The organism is Ancrocorticia sp., assembly GCF_052089425.1.
In the GTDB taxonomy this organism is placed as follows: Bacteria; Actinomycetota; Actinomycetes; order Actinomycetales; family Actinomycetaceae; genus Ancrocorticia.
Window position 1 is genome coordinate 10,061 of the sequence record NZ_JBQCZW010000020.1, and the last position, 22,341, is coordinate 32,401.

At 58.9% G+C, this 22,341-nt stretch carries 21 protein-coding genes and 1 other RNA gene; 10 read left to right on the forward strand and 12 right to left on the reverse strand.

The window, feature by feature from the left end; translation table 11 throughout:
• Nucleotides 1–1,328: N-acetylglucosamine-specific PTS transporter subunit IIBC (gene nagE, locus ACTHV6_RS07650; protein WP_441386696.1), on the reverse strand; the 1,328-nt coding region annotated here is incomplete at its 3' end.
• Between the two features lie 186 nt (nucleotides 1,329–1,514).
• Between nagE and ACTHV6_RS07655 the strand changes: the two genes are divergently transcribed.
• The gene (locus ACTHV6_RS07655; protein WP_441386697.1) at nucleotides 1,515–2,390 is read left to right on the forward strand and encodes a glycine betaine ABC transporter substrate-binding protein; all 876 of its coding nucleotides are present in this window, start codon (nucleotides 1,515–1,517) and stop codon (nucleotides 2,388–2,390) included.
• Between the two features lie 72 nt (nucleotides 2,391–2,462).
• Here ACTHV6_RS07655 and ACTHV6_RS07660 read toward each other — a convergent pair whose 3' ends face one another.
• Complete coding sequence (locus ACTHV6_RS07660; RefSeq protein ID WP_441386698.1) at nucleotides 2,463–3,350, reverse strand: fructose bisphosphate aldolase; 888 nt, start codon at nucleotides 3,348–3,350, stop codon at nucleotides 2,463–2,465.
• A 121-nt stretch (nucleotides 3,351–3,471) separates the two neighbouring features.
• Here ACTHV6_RS07660 and ACTHV6_RS07665 point away from each other — a divergent pair, with 121 nt between their 5' ends.
• From ACTHV6_RS07665 to ACTHV6_RS07675, 3 genes are read left to right on the forward strand one after another with little or no spacing between them, the layout of a single operon-like run.
• Nucleotides 3,472–4,452, forward strand: a complete 981-nt coding sequence (locus ACTHV6_RS07665) for a YdcF family protein (protein WP_441386699.1) — start codon at nucleotides 3,472–3,474, stop codon at nucleotides 4,450–4,452.
• Between the two features lie 16 nt (nucleotides 4,453–4,468).
• Nucleotides 4,469–5,251 (forward strand): Nif3-like dinuclear metal center hexameric protein, encoded by a 783-nt coding sequence (locus ACTHV6_RS07670; RefSeq protein ID WP_441386700.1) that lies wholly within the window; start codon nucleotides 4,469–4,471, stop codon nucleotides 5,249–5,251.
• Nucleotides 5,252–5,265: 14 nt separating this feature from the next.
• Entirely contained in the window at nucleotides 5,266–6,000 is a 735-nt protein-coding gene (locus tag ACTHV6_RS07675) for a zinc ribbon domain-containing protein (RefSeq protein ID WP_441386701.1), read from the forward strand.
• On the opposite strand, the gene ACTHV6_RS07680 is transcribed toward ACTHV6_RS07675, so the two are convergent.
• On the reverse strand, nucleotides 5,989–6,699 hold the full coding sequence (locus ACTHV6_RS07680) for a YaaA family protein (protein ID WP_441386702.1): 711 nt from the start codon (nucleotides 6,697–6,699) through the stop codon (nucleotides 5,989–5,991). The genes ACTHV6_RS07675 and ACTHV6_RS07680 overlap by 12 nt on opposite strands.
• A 45-nt stretch (nucleotides 6,700–6,744) precedes the next feature.
• On the opposite strand from ACTHV6_RS07680, the gene rnpB reads away from it, so the two are divergent.
• Nucleotides 6,745–7,097: RNase P RNA component class A (rnpB, locus tag ACTHV6_RS07685), an RNA gene on the forward strand.
• Here the strand turns inward: rnpB and ACTHV6_RS07690 are convergent.
• The 3 genes from ACTHV6_RS07690 to map all read right to left on the reverse strand — a co-directional run bounded on the left by ACTHV6_RS07690 (nucleotide 7,091) and on the right by map (nucleotide 9,735).
• Nucleotides 7,091–7,867, reverse strand: a complete 777-nt coding sequence (locus tag ACTHV6_RS07690; RefSeq protein WP_441386703.1) for a GntR family transcriptional regulator — start codon at nucleotides 7,865–7,867, stop codon at nucleotides 7,091–7,093. The two genes, rnpB and ACTHV6_RS07690, sit on opposite strands and share 7 nt — an antisense overlap.
• Before the next feature lie 71 nt (nucleotides 7,868–7,938).
• Entirely contained in the window at nucleotides 7,939–8,805 is an 867-nt protein-coding gene (gene ppgK / locus ACTHV6_RS07695; protein ID WP_441386704.1) for a polyphosphate--glucose phosphotransferase, read from the reverse strand.
• Nucleotides 8,806–8,823: 18 nt separating this feature from the next.
• On the reverse strand, nucleotides 8,824–9,735 hold the full coding sequence (gene map / locus ACTHV6_RS07700) for a type I methionyl aminopeptidase (protein WP_441386705.1): 912 nt from the start codon (nucleotides 9,733–9,735) through the stop codon (nucleotides 8,824–8,826).
• 91 nt (nucleotides 9,736–9,826) lie between these two features.
• Between map and ACTHV6_RS07705 the strand changes: the two genes are divergently transcribed.
• The gene (locus ACTHV6_RS07705) at nucleotides 9,827–10,030 is read left to right on the forward strand and encodes a hypothetical protein (protein ID WP_441386706.1); all 204 of its coding nucleotides are present in this window, start codon (nucleotides 9,827–9,829) and stop codon (nucleotides 10,028–10,030) included.
• Here ACTHV6_RS07705 and panB read toward each other — a convergent pair.
• A complete protein-coding gene (gene panB / locus ACTHV6_RS07710) occupies nucleotides 10,027–10,836 on the reverse strand; it encodes a 3-methyl-2-oxobutanoate hydroxymethyltransferase (RefSeq protein ID WP_441386707.1) in 810 nt (269 codons plus the stop codon). The genes ACTHV6_RS07705 and panB overlap by 4 nt on opposite strands.
• A gap of 92 nt (nucleotides 10,837–10,928) precedes the next feature.
• On the opposite strand from panB, the gene ACTHV6_RS07715 reads away from it, so the two are divergent.
• The 4 genes from ACTHV6_RS07715 to ACTHV6_RS07730 are packed head-to-tail and all read left to right on the forward strand — an operon-like array spanning nucleotide 10,929 to nucleotide 17,125.
• Entirely contained in the window at nucleotides 10,929–12,083 is a 1,155-nt protein-coding gene (locus ACTHV6_RS07715) for a DUF2207 family protein (protein WP_441386708.1), read from the forward strand.
• A 27-nt stretch (nucleotides 12,084–12,110) separates the two neighbouring features.
• Complete coding sequence (gene glnA, locus ACTHV6_RS07720; protein ID WP_441386709.1) at nucleotides 12,111–13,448, forward strand: type I glutamate--ammonia ligase; 1,338 nt, start codon at nucleotides 12,111–12,113, stop codon at nucleotides 13,446–13,448.
• Nucleotides 13,449–13,460: 12 nt separating this feature from the next.
• Nucleotides 13,461–16,499, forward strand: a complete 3,039-nt coding sequence (locus tag ACTHV6_RS07725) for a bifunctional [glutamine synthetase] adenylyltransferase/[glutamine synthetase]-adenylyl-L-tyrosine phosphorylase (protein ID WP_441386710.1) — start codon at nucleotides 13,461–13,463, stop codon at nucleotides 16,497–16,499.
• Between the two features lie 2 nt (nucleotides 16,500–16,501).
• Complete coding sequence (locus ACTHV6_RS07730) at nucleotides 16,502–17,125, forward strand: histidine phosphatase family protein (protein ID WP_441386711.1); 624 nt, start codon at nucleotides 16,502–16,504, stop codon at nucleotides 17,123–17,125.
• On the opposite strand, the gene ACTHV6_RS07735 is transcribed toward ACTHV6_RS07730, so the two are convergent.
• The 5 genes from ACTHV6_RS07735 to ACTHV6_RS07755 form a co-directional block, all read right to left on the reverse strand.
• The gene (locus ACTHV6_RS07735) at nucleotides 17,122–17,883 is read right to left on the reverse strand and encodes an amino acid ABC transporter ATP-binding protein (RefSeq protein WP_441386712.1); all 762 of its coding nucleotides are present in this window, start codon (nucleotides 17,881–17,883) and stop codon (nucleotides 17,122–17,124) included. The genes ACTHV6_RS07730 and ACTHV6_RS07735 overlap by 4 nt on opposite strands.
• Before the next feature lie 2 nt (nucleotides 17,884–17,885).
• Nucleotides 17,886–18,851, reverse strand: coding sequence for an amino acid ABC transporter permease (locus tag ACTHV6_RS07740; protein WP_441386713.1), 966 nt, complete (start codon nucleotides 18,849–18,851; stop codon nucleotides 17,886–17,888).
• A gap of 1 nt (nucleotide 18,852) precedes the next feature.
• Entirely contained in the window at nucleotides 18,853–19,761 is a 909-nt protein-coding gene (locus tag ACTHV6_RS07745; protein WP_441386714.1) for an ABC transporter substrate-binding protein, read from the reverse strand.
• A 209-nt stretch (nucleotides 19,762–19,970) separates the two neighbouring features.
• Nucleotides 19,971–21,395 (reverse strand): type I glutamate--ammonia ligase, encoded by a 1,425-nt coding sequence (gene glnA, locus ACTHV6_RS07750; RefSeq protein ID WP_441386715.1) that lies wholly within the window; start codon nucleotides 21,393–21,395, stop codon nucleotides 19,971–19,973.
• A 149-nt stretch (nucleotides 21,396–21,544) separates the two neighbouring features.
• Nucleotides 21,545–22,246, reverse strand: coding sequence for a DUF4191 domain-containing protein (locus tag ACTHV6_RS07755; protein WP_441386716.1), 702 nt, complete (start codon nucleotides 22,244–22,246; stop codon nucleotides 21,545–21,547).
• Nucleotides 22,247–22,341 lie beyond the last annotated feature (95 nt).

Genomic DNA, 22,341 nt, shown 5'->3' on the forward strand with positions numbered 1-22,341 from the left:
GCGCGCTTGAGTTCGGCCTCATCTACTTGAGACAGGTCCCCAAGCTGGAGGCGAAGCCGGGTGGCGCAGTTGTCCAGATCCGTAATGTTGTCCTTACCGCCCAGTCCCTTGATGAATCCGGTTGCGGTGGCAAGGTAGGGATCTTCGCCGGTGCCACCGCTGACGGTAGGAACGGCATCATCATCCTCGCGTCCGGGAGTTTTCAAGTCGAGCTTTAGGATAAGGAAGCGGAACACGAAGAAGTAGATAACAAACCATACGAGGCCCATGACGATCAGCAGCCACGGGTTTTGTGCCATGGGGTTCACCCATCCAAGGACCACATCGATGAACCCTCCGGAGAAGCCAAAGCCCATCCGCACAGGCAGGATGAAGCTGATGGCCATCGAGATTCCCATGAACAACGCGTGCACCACGTACAGCGCCGGCGCCAAGAACATGAAGGAGAATTCCAGCGGCTCGGTAACGCCCACAAAGAACGAGGAAACGGAGGCCGAGAGGAGCAGGCCGGCCGCCACCTTTCTCTTGTTGGACTTGGCCGTGACATACATGGCTAATGCCGCCCCTGGCAATCCGAACATCATGACGGGGAAGAATCCCGTCATGTACTGCCCCGTCACGCCGTAGGTGCCGGTTGCGTTGAGGAAGTTGTTGAGATCGTTAATCCCGGCCACATCGAACCAGAACACGGAGTTCAGCGCGTGATGCAGGCCGAGCGGGATCAGCATGCGGTTAAAGAAGCCGTACAGCCCAGCCCCGAGTGGGCCGAGCGTCAGGATGAATTCGCCGAAGCTGACTAACCCGGTGTAGACCAGCGGCCACACGAAGAACAAGATAGCGCCGGTGATCAGCGACATCCCGGCGGCAACGATGGCCACAGATCGCCTGCCAGAGAAGAAGGACAGCGCGTCCGGCAACCGGGTGTTCCTGAACCGATTATAGGAATAGGCACCGATCAGGCCGGCGATAATTCCAATGAACACATTGTCAACAACCCCGAACGCGGGATTAACATTTTCCACGTCAGTGTGCTGGAAAGCTGCTACGGTTTCCGGCTTCAAGAGTGTCTGCATCGTTAGCCACGAGACGAGGCCGGCAAGTGCCGATGTGCCATCCGATTTGACGGCCATTCCAATGGAGACGCCAACGGCGAAGAGAATCGGGATGTTATCTAGGAGCGCGCCTCCCGCTGCTGCGAGGAAGGCTTGGACGACGTTTTCTCCGGCAACATTTTCAATCCAATACGCGATGCCCACCAGTATTGCGGCTACGGGAAGCACCGCAACTGGGAGCATGAAGGATTTGCCGAGATTTTGCATAAACTTCATGAAATCTCCTGTGTGAAAAACTCTTCCCTGAAGTATGTCACGCGTGGAGGGGCCTTGTGTGATGCTGTTACGATGTCTTGGTCATGAACGCGAACTCGTGTGAGCGCGTACGGTGAACAGATTTCACCCGTTCAGGCAATGCAACTGAACTCGATCGTCGCCACCAATGCGGCGAGAACGGAAAGTATGAAGAGGCACTATGCACTCTTACCTGTCATTGCACTAGCCCTAGGGGCATGTTCGTCCGGAGAAGCGGCGGACAACGAAGAAAACGGTGATAAAAAAGAAATAACAATCGCTGCTGTGGAAGGTTGGGACGATACGGTCGCCAGCAGTGAGCTGTGGAAGGCAGTCCTCAACGAAAAGGGCTATGACGCGGAGGTTGAGTACGTCAACGTCACCACCGCGTTTGCCGGAGTGGCCGAAGGAGAATACGATCTGTACCTCGGATCGTGGCTACCCACCACCCACGCGGATTATTACGAGAACTACGGCGATCAGATGGAGAATCTGGGGGCGTGGAACGATGAGGCAGTCAACACGGTTGCCGTAGCCGCAGATTCACCCATCGATACGATTCCGGAGTTACTGGAACACGCGGATGAATTCGACAACCGGATTGTCGGAATCGAACCGGGCGCTGGCCTGACACTGATGATGGAAGAAGAGGTGATTCCCACCTACGGCCTCGAGTCTATGGAGTTCGTGACGTCATCATCGGCCGCAATGCTTGCTGAGCTAGATACAGCGTTGGCCAACGATGAGAATATCGCCGTCACACTGTGGCAGCCTCATTGGGCATATGGCACCTACGATCTCAAGAACCTCGAGGATCCCGAGGGTGCTCTGGGCGAGCCGGAGGAGATCACTGCGCTTGCATCACAGGACCTGCGCGAGGAAGCCCCGCAGCTAGTTGGATGGATCGAGAACTTCGAGATGGACATGGACATGTTTGGTGAGCTTCAGGCAGCCATGTTTGCCGAGGACGCCACCGATTATGAACCGGGCCTCAACGAATGGATCGATGAGAATCGGGATTGGGTGGACGGCTTAACCGAGTAGTCTCCTGAACCAATGAAACGGTGGGCGTGCTGGGCACGCCCACCGTTTCGTATGTACCGCCTGTTCGAGCGTCTAGGTTGCCGATGCCTCAGCGATGGATCCGATCGATGCGCCCAAGCGTGAATCGAATTCCTCTGGGCTCATCGCTTCCGTCAGCCCTTCGGTGAGTGCTCGCGAGAAGCTGGCGATAAGGCCATGGTTGGCAGCCAACCGCCTGTTGGCCTCCTCGCGGCTGTATCCGCCCGATAGCGCCACAACCCTCAGGACGTTGGGGTTTTCGATAAGGGGGCTGTACAAGTTGTCCACACTGGGGATCGTCAGCTTGAACATGACGGGTAAATCGAAGTGTTTCGTCGCCAGATTCTTCGAAATCTCCTCGAAGAGGATCTGCTCGCACTGCTCCTTGTCCGAGGCATTGATATCCACCTCCGGCTCAATAATGGGGACAAGTCCCGCGTGGGTGATCTGCTCAGCCAGTGCAAACTGCTGCGTCACGTTTGCCGCGATGCCATCGCTGTTGGCCTCCTGAATCACCGAGCGCATCTTTGTCCCGAAGATATGAGCATCATTCGCTCTGGCCAGGAGATCATCAAGATCGGGGATGGGCTTCATGAGCCGCACGCCGTCGCTTGCATCGTCGAGACCCTTGTCCACCTTCAGGATGGGAAGAATGTTCTTGTCCTCCCAGAGATAATCGGCGGCTGGTTTTCCTGCGAACGTGCGGTCCATCGTCTTTTCGAAGAGGATCGCGGCGAGGATGTGTTGACCGGTAAACGCCGGACTGGTCACGATGCGCTCGCGCATCTGATGCACAAGGTCGAACATCTCGGCCTCGTTGCCGTATCTGTCTTCGTCTATTCCGTAGAGCTTGAGTGCGCGGGGTGTGCTGCCGCCGCTCTGATCCAAAGCGGCGATAAATCCTTTACCAGCACTCATTCGTTCAAATTGCGTGTTGACCATGTCTCCTCCTAGGTGACACCCATCACTTTACTCTTGAGCTGATGGCGCCGAAAGAATTTTTGGCCTGAGCGAACCGTCGAAGGGCTCCGGCGTTTAGTAGTCTTCAGGTGTGGATAATGTGATGTTGATTCTTAGTGCGGTCCTGTTGGCTCTGGGTATCGCCGGATTCGTGAGGGATCGGCGCCGGTTGCGCAATATCGTCTTTATTTTGTTCGGGTTGGGTACCGGGCTGATCGGCGTGATTATTCATACCGACGACGGAACCGGCGCAAGCCTGCCCGTTGCCATCGTTCTGATTGCCCTTGCTGCGGCACCCGTGATCGGCTACCCGGTCCTCACCGTATTCCTGTTGGTCAACGGGGTCACCATGATTCGGCGCGAGAGGCCCAGCTTTGGCAATCTCTTGTCACTCCTCGCTGGAATCGTATTGGTGGCGTTGCCGATTGGGGCCGTCGTCGTCGAAAAAATCCTTCCCGGCCACATCGCAAGTGCGATCACGACGGGACTGTTCGGGATAACTCTCTACTTCGCGTTCTTCTTCCTCGTCTTTCTCATCGCCTCCTACGCCTACCGGAAGGTACCCACGAAGCTGCGCGGCGGCTACGTGATTGTGCTCGGTTCCGGACTTCGTGGAACCACCGTTCCTCCCCTCCTAGCGGCGCGACTGGAGAAGGGAATCGAGGCGGCCAAGCCTGCCGCAACGATCATTCCCAGTGGAGGGCAAGGGCCGGGAGAAGCGATCAGCGAAGGCGAAGGGATGGCCCGCTACTTGAGGGAACGCGGGATCGATGAATCGCGGATCATGATCGAGGACCAGGCGCGTAACACCCGTGAGAATCTCGAGTTCTCTCGGAAGCTCCTTCCCAGTCCGGATACTGCGGTGATTGTGGCAACCAACAGCTATCACGTGTTCCGCTCGGCCATGCTCACCCGCCAGTTGGGGATGAATGCTCAGGTGGTTGGAGCAAAGACGGCCCGGTACTACGTTCCGAGCGCCTTCCTCCGCGAGTTTGCAGCAGTCATCAAGTACTCGTTTGGACTCAACGTTACGTTCTTGGGCACGTGGACCATCATGGTCATCGCTCTGCTTGTGGCCAGCTAGCCGGTACGGTGGAAGCATGACTCTTCACGTAAGCGATGTTGTGGCGGCGCTGGAACGGCTGTTCCCTCTAGAGACGGCCGAAGCGTGGGATCACGTAGGCCTGTCCGTGGGCGAGCCACAAGCGCCCGTGCGTTCGATCGGATTCGCCGTGGATCCGTGTCAGGCCAGCGTGGGCGAGGCGGTGGAACGCGGGGCGGACATGCTGATCACCCATCATCCGCTGTACCTGCGGGGAACCCATTCGGTTGCCACCACCACCGCAAAGGGGGCATGGACCAGCCGCCTCATCAAGGAGGACGTTGCCCTCTACTCAGCCCACACGAACGCGGACGTTGCCGCTTCCACGCGTGCGCTCGCGGACCTGTTGGGCGTTGCGATCGAGCGGCCACTCGACGAAGAGACGGGAATCGGTGGCGTGGGGACGATGGCTCCGCTGACGCTGCGCAAATTTGCTTCGCGGGTCAGCGCGGTTCTGCCAACCGTGCCCGCAGGAGTATTGGTAGGCGGAGATCCCGATCAAGTGGTGGAACGCGTGGCGATCTGTTCGGGTTCCGGGGATTCCCTCCTGGCAGCTGCAAACGGTGCTGGAGCGGATGTATACCTGACCGCTGATCTGCGGCATCATCCGGCAACCGATCACCTGTGGAACGGCGGGTGTGGGCTGGTGTGCGCCACGCATTGGGCAACAGAGTGGCCGTTGCTGGGCATCATGCGGGATAGCCTTCTGTCCGAACTTGCCGAGCATGTTGATTCCTACATATCGGAGATTCCAACGGACGCGTGGTTTGCGCGGCTGTGAGGTAGGCTGCACACATGGCAACAGCACCCGCAGCAGATCAGCTCAAACTCTTGGAAGTAGCTGAGCTGGATTCACAGATCGCCCGCCTCGAACGCGATAACGTCAAGCACCCGCTACGCGAGAAGCTTGCCACCCTTATGAATGCGATTGCGGCACGTGGCCGGGAAACGGAAGCGGCTGGCGAGGCGGTGAAGGCCGCACAAGCCGAGCTTGCGCAAGCCGAAGCCGCATGCGAGGCCTTCCAGAGCCAGATCACCGATAAGGAAGCCAAACTGGCATCGGGGGAGGGGCTCACCTCCCGCGATTTGGTGGCGCTTCAGGAAGAAATTGCCGGGTTGCGGACGCTGCTGGACAAGGCATCGGATGTGGAGTTTGAGGCCCTCGACTCCGTGGAGGACAAGCAAACCCAAGCTGATAATCTCGCGGGCCAAGTGGCCAACCTCAAAGATGAGATGCTGAGGGATCGTAGCGAACTCGAGGACGTTGTGGGCGAGATTCAGGGTCAACAGGAGGAGCTGGGGACCCAACGGGCCAGCATCCTCGATCCCCTGAGCGACGATCTCAAGAAGATCTACGAACACTCACGCGAATCGGGTGGTTATGCCGTTTTGGCCATGCATCCCAGCGGCGCAACGGACGGCGGGATTCACCTCTCTCCCGTTGAGGTGGCGCAGATCCGGGCCCTGCCCGAGGATCAGATCTACCTCTCCGAGGATTATGATGCCATCATCGTCAGGCTACCGAACTAGCGCTTCGTGAGGTATGAGGGTGAGGTGGCGCCGATTGCCCTCGGATTCAACGGAGATGCTGCCAAGGGATCTGGCCACATCGGCCACGTCATCACTTCCGCTGTCCAACAGCACCCGCGTGAGTAATCCCCGGTAATGCTTCGCCATGTGGGTAATGACCTTGCCGGATGCGTCGCGCACGCGCACATCCCACCATTGGCCACGTGGATTCCACACCTGATACGCCCCCGAGCGCATGTCAACGATGGGTCCGGCCGATTCTGGTAGCGGTGGGTTGGCCGCTAGGGCTTTGCGCCACAGGGCTTTCAGGCTGCCAGCGGCGGGAAGCTTCACGTTCATCGAGAGCCGGTAGGCAGGGATGAGGTCGGTTCCTGACGTCACGCCGAACAGGCCGGAGAAGATTGTGACCGCATCGGTTGGTCCCAACTGGGCGGCCTCGAACAAGACTCCCGTGTACACCTCGTAGGCCGGGGCGCAGGGCGCATTCCACAGGTTGCGCTGTGCCTCAACCTCCGGGCGCGTGCGTTCGCCCGTCTTGAGGATCGTCAGGGCATCCTCGCGGGCGCTTACGTTGGCGAGTTCGCGGGTGAGTGCTCTGCGGGTTTCGGTGAGCTTCGGGCGGCTGAGGGTGGCAAGGTCCAGTTTCGGGCCCGATGTGGGAGGTGTTTTACCTTCTGAGGGTGGGAGCAGAATGTGCACGCGGTCCAGTCTAGTGCCTCTGAGGTGCTACCATGGCTAGGCGAATGAGCTGGCCAGGCGGCCGCGTGGCACGCACGTGTCCCGAGGAACGTCCGGGCTCCACAGGGAACGGTGGTGGGTAACACCCACCCGGGGTGACTCGCGGGAAAGCGCCACAGAAAACAAACCGCCTTGGGCACGCCCAAGGTAAGGGTGAAACGGCGGTGTAAGAGACCACCGCGCCTCAGGTGACTGAGGTGGCACGGCAAGCCCCACCGGGAGCAAGGTCATACAGTGCACGCAGGCGTCCCGCTTAGTGCACGGGTGGACTGCTAGAGCCATGCGGCAACGTATGGCGTAGATGGATGGTCGCCACCGCTCAAGCGGTACAGAACCCGGCGTATCGGCCAGCTCATTCGCCTGATTCATTCTCTGATGTCAGCCTGTCACGCTGGTCGGCCGTACGGTTGACGTGGTGGAGTGCTTCCTTGCGAGAAAACCCGAGTTCATCGATCATCGTGCGGAGATAGGCTTCGGCCGCTTGTCTAGCGCTCGTTTCCCTCGGGCCGAGACGCCCATCTACGTAGGTTCCGCGCCTGCCGTGAGTGCTGAGCACGCCACGTTCTTCCAGATACTGATAGGTGCGAGCAACTGTGCCCGGGGCGATGCCGAGATCGCCAGCTAGCCTGCGAACCGGAGGCAAACGATCACCGCGCTGCAAATCGCCGTGGTCAATATCGCTGAGGATGCCCGTGATGAGCTGTTCATAGACGGGAATCGGGCTGGACGGATCTACGGTGATCATCGGGTTGTCTCTTGGCGCGCGGGCCAGTGAGGCGAGAAGCCTCTGAGTAGTGAGCGTGTCCGTCATGGCCAGCGCAGCGATGAAGCCGTACATGGATATGGCTAGTCCGAGAAACAGCGCTGCAAACACACGGCTCCCGCGTGTGGAGTAATCGCGAGGATCTGTACGGCGTAAACGGGCGACCATACTGGTGCTGCTAGATGTTGCCATGTATTGCTTGAAGGACCACCCTGTGTTCACCAAAGCTACGGCGAACTGAACTGCTGCGATGGCAAATACGACGAAGGTCGTCTGGTCATTAACAAGTATGTAGTACTCAGGGACGTCGCCGATGGTCAGTGATGCCGCCGTGATGGCAGCAACAGAAATTATGACGGTCATCATAACGATCAGCCTGTCGCGCCGGACGAGAGTCTGCGTAAAACTATGGACCTCTTGCCCTGTCACGCTGTGAACTAGGAAGCCTTGGCTGCGTTCTTGACCTTTTCCTTGGCTTTTTTCTTGGCTGCGCGGATTTCTTTGCGGGCCTTCTTGATGCGCTTCTTGGTGCCGCGATCCAGAGTGAATTCTCCTGCGGCTTCGGCGGCGAGCAGCGCGGAGCCGACGATGCCAGCAGTGTTTTGTAGCTCAGCGGGAATGATCGGTGCTCGGGTTTCGATGAGAGGCAGGAACTTCTTGGATTTCTTGGAGATTCCGCCGCCCACGATGAACACTTCGGGGGAGAAGAGCATCTCCATGTGGGAGAAGTAGCGCTGAAGGCGCTTGGCCCACTCTTCCCATCCGAGGTTATCGCGCTCAAAGACTCCCGAGGAGGCGTAGCTTTCAGCATCGCGCCCATCCAGCTCCACGTGCCCGAGTTCGGTGTTGGGGACCAACACCCCATCCATGACGAGGACGGAGCCGATACCGGTTCCGAGCGTCAGCACCATGACCAGTCCATCCCTGCCTGCGGCGGCGCCGTAGTGCACTTCCGCGTAACCGGCGGCGTCTGCATCGTTGACCACGCGTACAGGCCGGTCCAGATGCTTCGTGAAGAGATCCTCAACATTCAGTCCCTTCCACGAAGGGTCTAAGTTGGCGATCATGGGAGCTACGCCGTGGATAATCGGCGCGGGAAAATCGATGCCGATGGGAACCGAGCTAGGGACCTCAAAGTGAGCAACCAGCTCCGCGACCGTATCGGCAACGGCTTCCGGGGTTGCTGGCTGGGGAGTGGGGATCCGGTAACGGTCCGTCGCGAACTCCCCGGTTTGCAAATCGACGTAGGCACCCTTAATGCCGGAGCCGCCAATATCAATTCCGAATCCACGATGCTTCGTCATGCTGGTTCCTTTACGTTTCTACAGGTGTGGCGCCAGATCCACATCGGTGGGAAGTGTCAGGATCTCCGCACCGTCTTTGGTTACCACGAGAGTGTGTTCCCATTGTGCCGTACGGGACCGATCCTTGGTGACAACAGTCCAATCATCGTCCCATTGCTCCCACGCAATATCGCCGAGCGTTAGCATCGGTTCGATAGTGAACACCATCCCTGGCTCGATCACGGTTGCATAGTTGGGAGCCGCATCGTAGTGAGGAACAATCAGGCCAGAATGGAAGGCTTCGCCAACGCCGTGTCCGGTGAAGTCCTCCACAACGCCGTATTCGAACCGCTTCGCATAGGATTCGATCACGCGGCCGATCACGTTAATCTGGCGCCCGGGCTTGACAGCCTTGATACCGCGCATCATCGCATTCTTGGTCCGTTCGGCAAGTAACCGCGATTCCTCATCAACATCGCCCACCATGAACATGGCGTTGGTATCCCCGTGCACACCGTCCTTGTAGGCGGTCACGTCAAGATTGATGAAGTCTCCTTCGTGCACAACGGTAGAATCCGGGATTCCGTGGCAGATAACTTCGTTGATGGATGTGCAGATGGACTTGGGGAACTCCATGTAATCCAAGCAGGACGGGTAGGCGCCATGATCGCACATGTACTCATGAGCGATTCGGTCAAGCTCATCGGTCGTAACGCCCGGCTTGATAGCAGCGCCGGCAGCGTACATGGCATCCGCGGCGATGCGTCCCGCGATACGGATCTTTTCGATCGTCTCCTCGTTCTTGACGTCCGATGCCGTGACAACTTCGGGGCCATCGTGAAACAGATATTCGGGACGAGCGATCGATCGGGGTACCTCACGCTTGTGAGAGAGCTTTCCGGGAACAAGAGTGCCACGTGGGGCGCGATCAGCCAACAACATAGCTGACATTCTAGGTTGCTCACGTTCCACGGCGAAACGGAACAAGAGGAATGAGGCGGAGTGAACTGTCGCGAATCGTGCCGGGCTGTACTGTGAACGTATGGGGACCGAGTATTACTTCAATACACGCACCGGTAGCGTTGAGAAGGGGAAGAAGTCAGGCTGGCAGGACCGGATGGGCCCGTATGTCAGCCCTGAAGAAGCGTTGCGCGCCTACAAGATTGCGCGCGAGCGCACGAAGAGGGCCGACGACGACGAGGCGGCATGGAAGGAAGCGTGGCAGGACCCGGATGAGGATTCCTAGAACGAGTGGGAATCGTCCGGGAACTGGCGTGCTTTGACTGACTCTGCGTAGGAGGCGGCTGCATCTTGCAAGGCGGCACCAACGGCGCCAAACTTGCGCGAGAAGGAGGGCGCCCAGTTGGTCATACCCGCCATGTCCGTCCACACGAGTACTTGACCGTCGCAGTGGTAGCCCGCACCTATCCCGATAGTGGGAATGTGGAGGATCTTCGTGATCTTTTCCGCGAGGTGCTGCGGCACCATTTCAAGAACGACGCACGATGCACCGCCATCTTGAACGGCAACCGCATCGTCAATCAGGGCCGTTTCCGCATCGTCCCCGCGTCCTTGAACGCGCGGGCCTCCCAACCGGTGTTCGGATTGGGGAGTAAATCCGATGTGACCAACCACAGGAATGCCCGCCCCTGTGATCGCTTCGATGGTCTCCTTTTGGCGAACGCCACCCTCGAGCTTCACAGCGTGGGCGCCAGCCTTGATCAGCTTGACCGACGAGGAGACGGCGTCGGATGGCGAGGCTTCGTAGGAGCCGAAAGGGAGATCAGCAACGATGAAGGCACGCTGGGTTCCACGGCTCACGGCCCCCGTGGCCATAACCATCTCGTCAAGAGACACCTTGATCGTGGATCCATACCCAAGGAGAGTATTGCCGAACGAATCGCCAACTAGGAGCATATCGATCGCTGCCGCATCGAAGATGCGTGCTGTTATGGCGTCATAACAGGTGAGCATGGTGATTGGTTCGTGCCGCTCCTTCATACCGGCAAGGTGATGCAGGCGGACTCTTGATGGTGTATGTGGGGCGGACATCGTTCTCCTTCGTCACGTTGTCACCATCTTAAGCCCGTGTTGCAGTTATGCTAAAAACAGTAATTCTGAACGTGAACGGTGGCGGGAGCAAGATGAGCGAGATCATTGGCTACTTCGCTGTCACGGAGGCGGAGTTTTGGGTGGGCATCACGCTCCTCGCATGCGCGATTGGGCTGCTCTTGTTGGCGGTCCGCCCAGAATCGGAATATGCCGATCTGCCCCGCGGGGAGTTTCCTCGGCCGGGAGAGCATCATCCAACCCGGCACGTGAGTGGTGGCGAGCCGCCGATGCGCTCCACACCCCCTCAGATGAGGCCGCAGGAGGCCGCGATCATCATGAGAGAAGCCTTCCGCAACGATGTTGTTGTATCTGCCCTCTTGGATTTGGCTGTGCGAGGCTTCATCGAACTGGTGGAATACCGCTATCTGCCCAAGGCCACGCCGGCAGTGATCATCGTGCTGTTGCGCGGGCCGGACCACACGTGCAATCCCGATGAGCGTTCCCTCTTGGATCTGCTGGCGGTTCCTGGACGAGCAGAGAACCCGCCGTACGCCAAATCGCATCCGTTTGATGACAGGCGCTTTCGAGCGGTTCTTGAAGATCTGGGGTTGCCTCCAGTTGGCGTGCCAACCGCGCGGCTTTCCGGGCTACGCCGCTCGATGGGTGAACGTGTTGTGAGCGCAGTGGCCAATCGGGTCAGCGCTGATTTCCGCTGGATTCGTTCAGGCAGGGAAAGCTTGGCCTCTGCTGGAGTAGTGGAGTTGCTGGGTGGATGTGCCGCCGCAGTTCTCACAACCATCCTCGTGTTGGCGGGTTCCTTGCGTCCGTTCTGGTTGATCGTATCGGTGCTTCTCATGGTGGTGGGGGCGGCAACGATCATGGGTGCCTCGGTTCGTACGACAGATGGATCTGTGGCGCGCGATCAGGCCCGTGGCTTCCGGCGTTTTCTTGTTGAGCCGCCCATGGGCACGCCCGTGGAGGAACTAGCCAGCTACAGTGCCTGGGCCGTTGCACTCGATTGCGTCCATGAATGGGTGCAGAGCCTAGAGCGCCTGAGCGTGGTTCAAGAGGTCAATGTGGCCGAAACGGTTTCGGGCTTGGTGCGTACTTCCGAGCCTATGACTGGGTGGGAGGAAGTGGGAGATTTCATTACGCTGATCATTTCTCGCATTCACGCGGACCCGGAATGCGATGACGTCAAATCGCCAACGGCTTTTCTCAGCTGGCGCGAGCTACAGGTTGAGTAGTATGAACCAGAGGACTTAAGGAGCGCTGTGGATCGTCAAGAGGAATATGTACTACGCACCATCGAGGAAAAGGGTGTTCGGTTTGTCCGGCTCTGGTTCACAGACGTCGTAGGGAAACTGAAATCGGTGGCGATTGCTCCGGCGGAACTGGAGAAGGCTTTCGAAGAGGGCATCGGATTCGATGGTTCCTCGATTCAGGGCCTGACCCGAGTTTATGAATCCGATATGTCCGCGCGCCCGGACGCATCAACCTTCCAACTCTTGCCATGGCGTGGTACTAGCCATCCGGTGGCCCGCATGTTTTGCAACATCACCACTCGCGATGATGAGCCAGCGCGTACAGATCCCCGGAACATCTTGAAGCGGGCCCTGGAATCAGCGGCCGATATGGGCTTCACGTGCTATGTCCATCCCGAGGTGGAGTTCTACCTGTTCCAGCAGGAGACAGATTCCGAAAAGATCCCGGTACCCATCGATTCTGCGTCCTACTTCGATCACGTCACTCGCTCCACCGCTCACGATTTCCGCCGCGATGCCATCTTGAACCTCGAAGAAATGGGTATATCGGTGGAGTTTTCTCATCACGAGGCGGGCCCGGGGCAGAACGAAATCGATCTGCACTACTCCGATGCGCTGTCCATGGCCGATAATCTCATGACGTTCAAGGCCGTGATCGAAGAGGTGGCCGTGCGCCAAGGTGTTCAAGCCTCCTTCATGCCAAAGCCTTTGGTCAATGTGCCTGGATCGGGCATGCACACTCACATTTCGTTGTTCGAGGGTGAACACAACGCCTTCGCGGATCCGACAGATCCTGATGGCCTGTCCAAAACCGGCCGCCAGTTCCTTGCCGGTCTGATCCGCCATGCCCCAGAAATCACGGCCGTGACGAACCAGCACGTGAACTCCTACAAGCGGCTGTGGGGTGGGGATGAGGCACCGTCTTACGTTTCGTGGGGGCCAAACAATCGATCCGCGCTGATCCGCGTACCGTATTACAAGCCGGACAAGCCTCAATCGGCTCGGCTCGAATACCGCGCGATCGATTCAGCGGCCAACCCCTATCTGGCCTTTGCGGCGATGATTCGTGCTGGGCTGGCCGGGATTGCCGGCGAATACGAACCCCCCGAGCAGGCAGATACCGATGTGGCGCTCATGAGTGCCATGGAGCGGCAGATTCTCGGTATCGAAGCACTTCCCGATTCTTTGAGTCAAGCGCTTGGATGCATGCGGGATTCCGAGCTGATGGCAGAAGCGCTGGGCGAAGATTGTTTCGCCTACTTCCTCAGGGAAAAGAAGCACGAGTGGCGCGAGTACAGCATGCAGATTACAACCGAGGAGCGCCGCCGCTTCCTAGCAACCTTTTAGGAGGACGTGGCGATGCGTGAACAGAGCTATACCAGTCAGCTTCGGAAAGCGGGTTTTGTGGACCCGGTGCGGTGCGCTGATCTGCTGGATGATCCGGCCATCACATCGCTGAATATCAACCAATATCTGAGCGATTTTCAGACCGTTGCAGATCCGGATCAGTGCCTTCTTGCACTGATCCGGTTGGCCGAATCCTGTGCGAGCAACTCGATGAGCGCCGATATCGGTTCGCTCATCAAGGACACTCGCTCACGGCGCGAGATATTCGCTATCCTCGGCATGTCCACCATGCTTGGGGACTTTCTCATCTCCCACCCACAGGAGATAAGCCGAGTACTGAACGTCAGGCAGCGGGGGAGAACGGGCATCCCCACCAGCTCACGCAAAGCAGAACGCGCCAGCGCACTTAAGGCTGTAGGTGCCGATCCAGACGCTCGATTCCCGGTGGCCAACCACGATGATGCTGTCAACGCGTTGCGAGTTCACTACTTCAGCCGAATAGCGCACGTGGCCGTGGCAGATCTGACGTGTCCAGATCCGCTGGCCGCCATGCCCGATGTATCAGCCCGTATCACGGATATCGTGGGTGGGGCACTCGAAGCTGGCTTGGCCTTTGCCCGCAGCGAGGTTGAGGGCAGCGAGCATGTGGGTCTCACCGTGATCGCGATGGGTAAGACGGGCGCTCGCGAACTGAACTACGTGTCCGACGTTGATGTGGTGTACGTTGCCTGCCCCGCGGATGATTCGGTGGACGAGAGCGAAAGCATTGCCATCGCCACGAAGCTTGCGGCCAAGCTTGGCCAAGCTGTCTCCGCCGCGGCGGGAGAGCAGGCCCTGTGGATACTGGATGCCAATCTGCGCCCCGAAGGCAAGGATGGCCCTCTGGTGCGTACCTTGGAGTCTCATGTCGCCTATTACAAGCGGTGGGCGAAGGGCTGGGAGTTTCAGGCACTGCTCAAGGCGCGCCCGATCGCTGGCGATATGGATCTGGGTGATCGGTACATCTCTGCCCTGTGGCCGGAGGTTTGGGAGGCGGCATCGCGTGAGCATTTCGTTGAGGATTCGCGTGCCATGCGCAGGCGCGTGGAAGCCCACGTTCCTCAGCGCGAAGCAGGCCGCCAGCTCAAGCTAGGAAAGGGAGGGCTGCGAGATATCGAGTTCACGGTCCAGCTTCTCCAGCTAGTGCACGGGCGTTCGGATGAAACACTGAGAACCAGATCCACGATCGAATCGATCGCTGCCTTGCGCGACGGGGGATACATTGCCCGGAAGGACGCGGATCTGCTGGATCACGATTACCGGCTCTTGCGCACCCTCGAACACCGTATTCAGCTCCAGCGGCTGCGCCGTTCACACTTAGTACCCAGCGGCGAGGCGGAGCTGAGGCGCGTTGCCCGTTCGATGAATTGCGCTGGGATTGCCAGTGGACCGGATCTGGACAAGGCGTGGCAGCGTACCCGTTCCGAAGTGCGCCGCCTTCACGAAGCGATCTACTACAGGCCTCTGTTGCCAGCAGCTGCCAAGCTTTCCCCGGACGATATTTCGTTGGATAACCATGCGGCGCAAGCGCGCCTAGCCTCGATGGGCTATCTGGATCCCGCGGGGGCCATCAATCACATTACGGCCCTGACAGCGGGCGTTTCGCGTACAGCTGCCATTCAACGCCAGCTCTTGCCTGTCATGCTGGGGTGGTTCGCGCTGGGGACGGAGCCGGACGCTGGACTCCTTGCTTTCCGTGTGCTGTCCGAAAAGATGGGGCGCACATCGTGGTACCTACGCACGCTGCGGGACGGGGGAGCGGCGGCAGAACGCTTGTGCCTGATCTTTGCCTCCTCGCGCTACCTTGCCCAGAGTGTTCCGGATCTGCCGGAATCCGTGAGCTGGTTGGTGGATAAGAAGAATTTGCAGCCGCGTACGCGTGAGGAGCTGGACGCGGAACTGGAATCGATGGTCACCCGCAGAAAGTCTCCTCAGGATATAGCGAACGCTGGGCGCTACCTTCGCCGCCGCGAACTCTTGCGTACAGCAATGGGTCAGGTGCTCGGAGTGGTGGATCCGGTGGCGTCGCGTGCGGCCGTGTCGAGGGCAGCCGAGATCGCTATTTCTGCTGGCCTTCACGGCGCCGTCATCGCGGCCTGCGATGAGGAAGGCGCCCAAGGCCCGCTTTCGCGCTACGCCGTGATCGCGATGGGCCGGCTTGGCGGAGCAGAGATGGGCTATGCCTCCGATGCCGATGTCATCTTCCTCCATGATCCGTTGCCAGGGGCTCGTGAGGAAGAAGCCCAACGCCTTGCCGTGGAGGTGGCATCGCAGCTCTCCCGCCTCCTCGGAGGCCTGAGCAGCGAACCGCAGATCCCCGTGGATTACGATTTACGGCCCGAGGGCCGCAGCGGCCGATTGACACGGACGTTGGCCGCTCATGGCGAGTACTACGCGCGCTGGGCCGAACCCTGGGAGTATCAGGCGCTTCTACGGGCGCGCCCGATCGCGGGAGATGTGGATCTTGGCGGTGAGTTTATCGCGCTGATTGATCCCTACCGGTATCCGGCGGCCGGGCTTGACGCTGCGAAGATTCGCGAGATTCAACGCATTAAGGCACGCGTGGAAACGGAACGGATTCCACGCGGAGTCTCCCCACAGCGCCACTTGAAGCTGGGCCGGGGCGGGCTATCGGATGTGGAATGGACGGCGCAGCTCCTGCAATTGCAGTACGCGGGGGCGAACCAGGCACTTCGGGTCACCTCCACCCTTGACACCCTCAAGGCATGCGAGCAAGCGAACATCTTGACCCCTGAGCAGGCGGAACATCTCAGTGAGTCATGGAATCTCGCATCGTTGCTGCGGGACATGAACTTTATCGGCACGGGGCGTTCTCAGGGGACGAAGATCGATGTGTTGCCGCACGATCTGAAGGACCTGGGGGTTGTGGCGGCACTCGCTGGCCATGATCCGTCCCAGCGCTTCGATGTAGAAGAAGAGTATCTGCGGGCTGCCCGCCGCGCGCGGGCCGTGGTGGAAACCGTCTTTTATGCCCGTCCTACCAAGGAGTGATCGTGAGGCTTCGTCTGATTCGCCACGGCCAAACACCGAACAACGTGGCCCATGTGCTGGACACTGCAAAGCCGGGGGCCTTGCTGACCGATCTGGGCACCGAGCAAGCCAGAAGCCTGCCCAAGCGGCTGGAGGACGTTCCCATCGATTCTCTGTACGTCTCCACGTTGACTCGCACCCAACTGACGGCCGCGCCCCTAGCTGCGGCCAGAAATCTGGAACCCACCATCCGCGAGGGAATCCGGGAGATTCAAGCGGGAACCCTTGAAGGGGGATCCACAAACGAGGCATACAACGCCTACTTCGGCACGCTTGTGGCGTGGTTCGAGGGCGATCTGAGCCGCCCAATCGGAGGCGGCGAAACCGGATCTGAGGTGATCGAACGCTTCGAATCTGTTGTGCAGGAAGCCGAAGAATCCGGTGCAGATTCGGTAGCATTCGTGTCCCACGGAGGGATGATCGCCACGTGGGCGGGCATACGCGCGGCAGGCATTCATCCTGAATTCGTGCTTGCCCACCACCCAGAGAATACGGGGATTGTGGAGCTAGAAGGCTCACTAACCGATGGCTACCGGGTGCTCACGTGGATGGGAAAGCAACCGGAACTCCCGACAACCAGCGCCTAGAGAACCTTGGCGAGGAAGTCCCGCGTGCGATCACTCGATGGATGATCGAACACATCGGTGGGCTTACCTTGCTCCACGATGTATCCCTCGTCCATGAACACCACGTGATCCGCCACCTCGCGTGCAAAGCCCATCTCGTGAGTCACCACCATCATGGTCATCCCTGACTGGGCAAGATCTTTCATCACGGCCAGTACTTCGCCCACAAGCTCGGGGTCCAGAGCGGATGTGGGCTCGTCAAACAGCATGACGTCCGGTTCCATCGCCAGCGCGCGTGCAATGGCCACGCGCTGTTGTTGGCCGCCAGAGAGCTGGGCAGGGTAGTGTTCGGCGCGATCTGAGAGTCCGACCCGTTCGAGGAGTTCCTTAGCCTTGGCTGCGGCCTCCTTCTTGGATATTCCCTTGACCTGAACGGGGGCTTCCATGACATTACCGAGCGCCGTCATGTGGGGGAACAAGTTGAAGCGTTGGAACACCATCCCGATGTTCGTCCGCTGAGCGGCAAGCTGCTTGGTTGTCAGTTCGTGGAGCGTGCCCGAGGAGTCCCGGTGGAAACCCATGAGCTGACCGTCAACCGTAATAGCCCCGGCTTGGATTTCTTCGAGCACGTTGACGCACCGAAGGAGAGTGGACTTACCAGAACCTGAGGGCCCGAGGATCGCGCACACCTCACCTTGGCCCACACTCAGGGACGTCCCCTTGAGGACGTGGAGGTCTCCGAAGAACTTATGTACGTTGTCAATCTCAACCATTGCCATGGCTACGGCGTCCATTCTGAGGTGTTGTTGGGCGGTGTGGTTTGGGCTGCGTTGATCGCCTCTTGGCGCGTTGAACGCTGACGCACACCCGCACGCCTGCCAAGCTTCCGCTCAGATTGAGTGCCCTTACCGTAGTACCGCTCCAGTTGCGCCTGCCCCACCATGAGAATAGAGGTGATCACCAGATACCAGATGGCCGCCACCACAAGGTAGGGGATCTGGAGCAGGCTGTGCGTTCCCATATCGTTTGTCACACGGGTGAGTTCAAGCGTGAACGGCACGGCTGTGACCAAAGAGGTTGTTTTCAGCATGGAGATGGTCTCGTTGCCCGTTGGTGGCACGATCACCCGCATGGCCTGTGGAATAACGATGCGCTGGAGAATCTTACGCTCGTTCATGCCAACGGCTCGCGCCGCCTCCTCCTGACCAACGTCCACCGAATTCAACCCGCTTCGGACGATCTCTGAAAGGTAGGCGGCCTCGTTGAGCCCGAGGCCCAGCATCGCAGCCACGCCTGCCGTGATGACATCGTAGGTGCGGAATTCGAAGAACTCCGGGCCGAATGGGATGCCGAGGGACATGCGCGGGTACAGGACGCCGATGAGCCCCCAGAAGATCAGCTGCGTGTAAATCGGCGTTCCACGAAAGAACCAGATATAGGCCATGGAAACCCATCGCAGGATGGGATTCTCGGAGCGGCGCATGATCGCGAGCGTCACGGCCAGAGCGATGCCGATCACCATGGATACCACGGTCAAGAGCAACGTCCACCCGATCGCCTTGAAGATCTCTGGGCGGAACAGCGTGGCAAGCACAATGTCCCAGTGGAAGTTCTGGTTGGTGATGAGCCCGTTGGCCATCATCGCGGCAAGCACGGCAACAACAGCAGCCGAAACCCACCTGCCCCAGTGTTTAACCGGCTTTGCTTTGATCAGCTCCGGGATATCTGAGGATGTAGGGGAACTCATGTCACTCCACAGGGTTAATGACGGCTTCGGTGGAGACACCATCGGTGATGCCCCACTCGGCGAAGATATCATCGAGTGTGCCATCGTCCATGAGCGCCTGAACAGCGGCCTGGGTTGCCTCGGTCATCTCATCATCGGACTTGGCGGTCACGATTCCCATGGGAGTCTCGCCAGTAACGTCACCAACTTGCTCAAGCTGACCGGAGGTCTGAGCAATCGCGTAATCGGTCACTGAAGAATCGGAGTACAGGGCTACGACCTTGCCACCCACCAGAGCAGTTGTTGCGGCGGAGTGCTGATCGTAACGCTGAATGTCCGGAGCCTCATCGCACGCCTGAGCGGCTTCTGCCAGCTCCTCATCTTGGACGGTGCCCTGCTGGACGCCAACGGACTTACCGCAGAAATCGTCCGGATCAAAGCCCTCGGGATTACCTGCCTGAACAGCCCATGACGATCCCACGGTGAAGTATTCGATCATGTTGAAGTTCTCTTGGCGCTCCGGGTTAATGGAGATGTTGGCGATGCCCAGTTCGTACTTCTCTGGAATCCCCGGGAGGATCGATGCGAACTCGGCGTTCTGCAGATCCAAATCCAGCCCCATCGTGGCAGAAAGTGCCTTCATGAGGTCCACGTCGTAGCCGACAGGCGTTTTCCCGTCCTCGGCGTAGAACTCGGCCGGGGCGTAGTAGATGTTGCTTCCTACGGTCAGCTTGCCATCGGAGGCCACGGACTCAGGAACCAATGCGGAAACATCGGGGTTCTCTTCGATTGATGAGACGTCGAAGCCGGGCGTTTCAGATCCAGCCCCCGCCGGATCATCGGCCCCCGAATCCGAATCACCCCCGCACGCGGCGAGTGTGAGCATGAGAGCGGCGGCCAAAGCCGGAACGGCGGTCAGTGTGCGGCGCATGGGTTCTCCTTTGTGAGACAAACGGGTGAAAACGAAGCACGTCTTCTGCGATTAGCATACTCGTTCTTGCATAACTATGCACAACGCTGTATATGTGAGCTAAGTGACGAGGGGCCCGCCGTCGTCGTCAAAAAACAAACCAACGTGAACCCCAATAAGCAACGAGGGGCACGAACCACCCGGCCCGTGCCCCCCATCGTTACGTCAGCTTAAATGTCGTAGTACAACGCGAACTCATAGGGATGAGGACGCTGGCGAAGAGGAGCGATTTCCTTCTCCGTCTTGTAATCGATCCAGGTCTCGATGAGATCCTCGGTGAACACGTCACCTTCGGTCAGGTAATCGTGATCTGCGGCAAGAGCCTCCAGAGCGGCCTCAAAGGACTCGGGGAGCTGATCGATGAGCTCATGCTCCTCGGGAGGAAGCTCGTAGAGGTCCTTATCGATCGGATCAGCAGGCTCGATCCGGTTCTTGATGCCATCCAAGCCCGCCATGAGCATGGCGGAGAACGCCAAGTAGGGGTTCGCCGAAGGATCGGGCACGCGGAATTCGATGCGCTTGGCCTTCGGCGAAGAACCGGAGGTTGGGATGCGGATACACGCACTGCGGTTACGAGCCGAGTACACGAGGTTCACGGGGGCCTCGAAGCCCGGAACCAAGCGGTGGAAGGAGTTAATCGAGGGGTTGGTGAATGCCAGAAGCGAGGGGGCGTGCTTGAGCAGGCCGCCAATGTACCAGCGGGCAAGATCGGACAGGCCGCCGTAGCCCTTCTCATCGGCGAACAGTGGCTGGCCGTCCTTCCACAACGACTGATGGCAGTGCATGCCGGAGCCGTTATCTCCGAACAGGGGCTTGGGCATGAACGTGACCGTCTTGCCTTCCTCCCACGCCGTGTTCTTGATGATGTACTTGAACTTCATCATGTCGTCAGCTGCGGACTGGAGGGTGTCAAACGTGTAGTTGATCTCCTGCTGGCCGCCGGTGCCCACTTCGTGATGAGCGCGCTCCACGACAAGCCCGACCTCTTCGAGGTGGTTGCACATCTCGTTGCGCAGTTCGGTGTAGTGATCATTTGGGGAAACGGGGAAGTAGCCGCCCTTGATGCGGGTCTTGTATCCGAGGTTGCCGCCTTCGGTTTCCTCGCCGGTGTTCCACCAGCCCTCTTCGGAATCCAACTTGTAGAAGGACTGACGAACATCCTCGCCAAAGCGGACATCGTCGAAGATGTAGAACTCGGCCTCAGCGCCGAAGAACACGGTGTCCGCGATGCCGGTGGAGCGCAGGTAATCCTCAGCCTTGGCCGCAATGTTGCGCGGATCGCGGGAGAACACTTCCTCCGTGAACGGATCCACGATGGAGAAGTTCATGACAAGGGTTTTGTCCTTGCGGAATGGATCAATGAAAGCGCTGGAAACGTCGGGTACCAGCTTCATATCCGATTCGTGGATTGCGGTGAAGCCGCGGATGGACGAACCGTCAAACATCAGACCGTCAGTGAAAACGTCATCCTTAAACGCAATGACGGGAATGGTGAAGTGCTGCATGATACCGGGCAAATCGCAGAAGCGAACGTCAATGAACTTGACCCCCTGCTCCTTTGTGTAGGCAATTGCCTCTTCGGCGCTCGAGAACATAATCGCTCCTTAGTTGTTCGCGGGAATTCGCGTTCTAGGCCAGAATAATCGATGAGAATTAATCTAGCGTCACTGTAATGTTTCCAACATGTTACAAGCCGTGTGTTCTAGGTAATAAAAATGGGAGCCACGCGGGCCCCCATTTCTCCTTACTTGCCGCGCATAGCCCGGCGGTTCGGGCGCGCGTTCATCGGGTCGATTCCCTTGGGAATCCCCAACGAATTCTTATTCAGCGCCTCAAGGCGGTAACCCAGCGCCGCCACCTCTTGCGCCGTGATCTGCTTCTTGAGCTTCTTGATCTTCTTCTCAAGTTGCTCAAGGCTCACCTGGCCGTCTTGTTCGCCCAGCATGATCTCGTGGATGGGGGCTGAGGGGGCAACGCGCTTGATCGCCTTGCGCTCGTCAGTCAGCAGGCGGCCAGCTCGGCTCTTCGTTCCCTCGCTCACCAGCACAACGCCGGGGCGCCCGAGCGCGCGGAATACCATTTCTTGGCTCCGTGGGTTAACCCGCACGGGCTCAGTTTTGACGTTCCAGCCACGGCCCAAGTTGTCCAGAACCGCGGAGGCGGCGCCCGGCATCCCCTTGAGCTGCGAATAGCTGGCCTTACGAACCAAGCGCAGGAGCAGGAACATCGGGAAGGTCATCGCGAATACGACGCCAAGAAGCATCCACTGGAGCCAGCTTCCCGTCACGATTGCCGGGATCAGGCCGATGGCCAGACCAATGGCGAAGGCACCCAGAAGGCCCCACGGGAGCCACGAAAAAGTGCGCTTGGTGATGCGGTAGGCATCGCCCAAATAATTCCACCAGTGCTTCTTCTTCTGGCCCGGTGCCTTCTTTTCTCTTGCCATGACCGCCCTCGTCCAACCTTTCAACGTTCTAACTGACCTGAGTCTAGTTGATAGGCGACGCTCCGCCCAAAGACGGAGGGCCTGTGGATAACTTC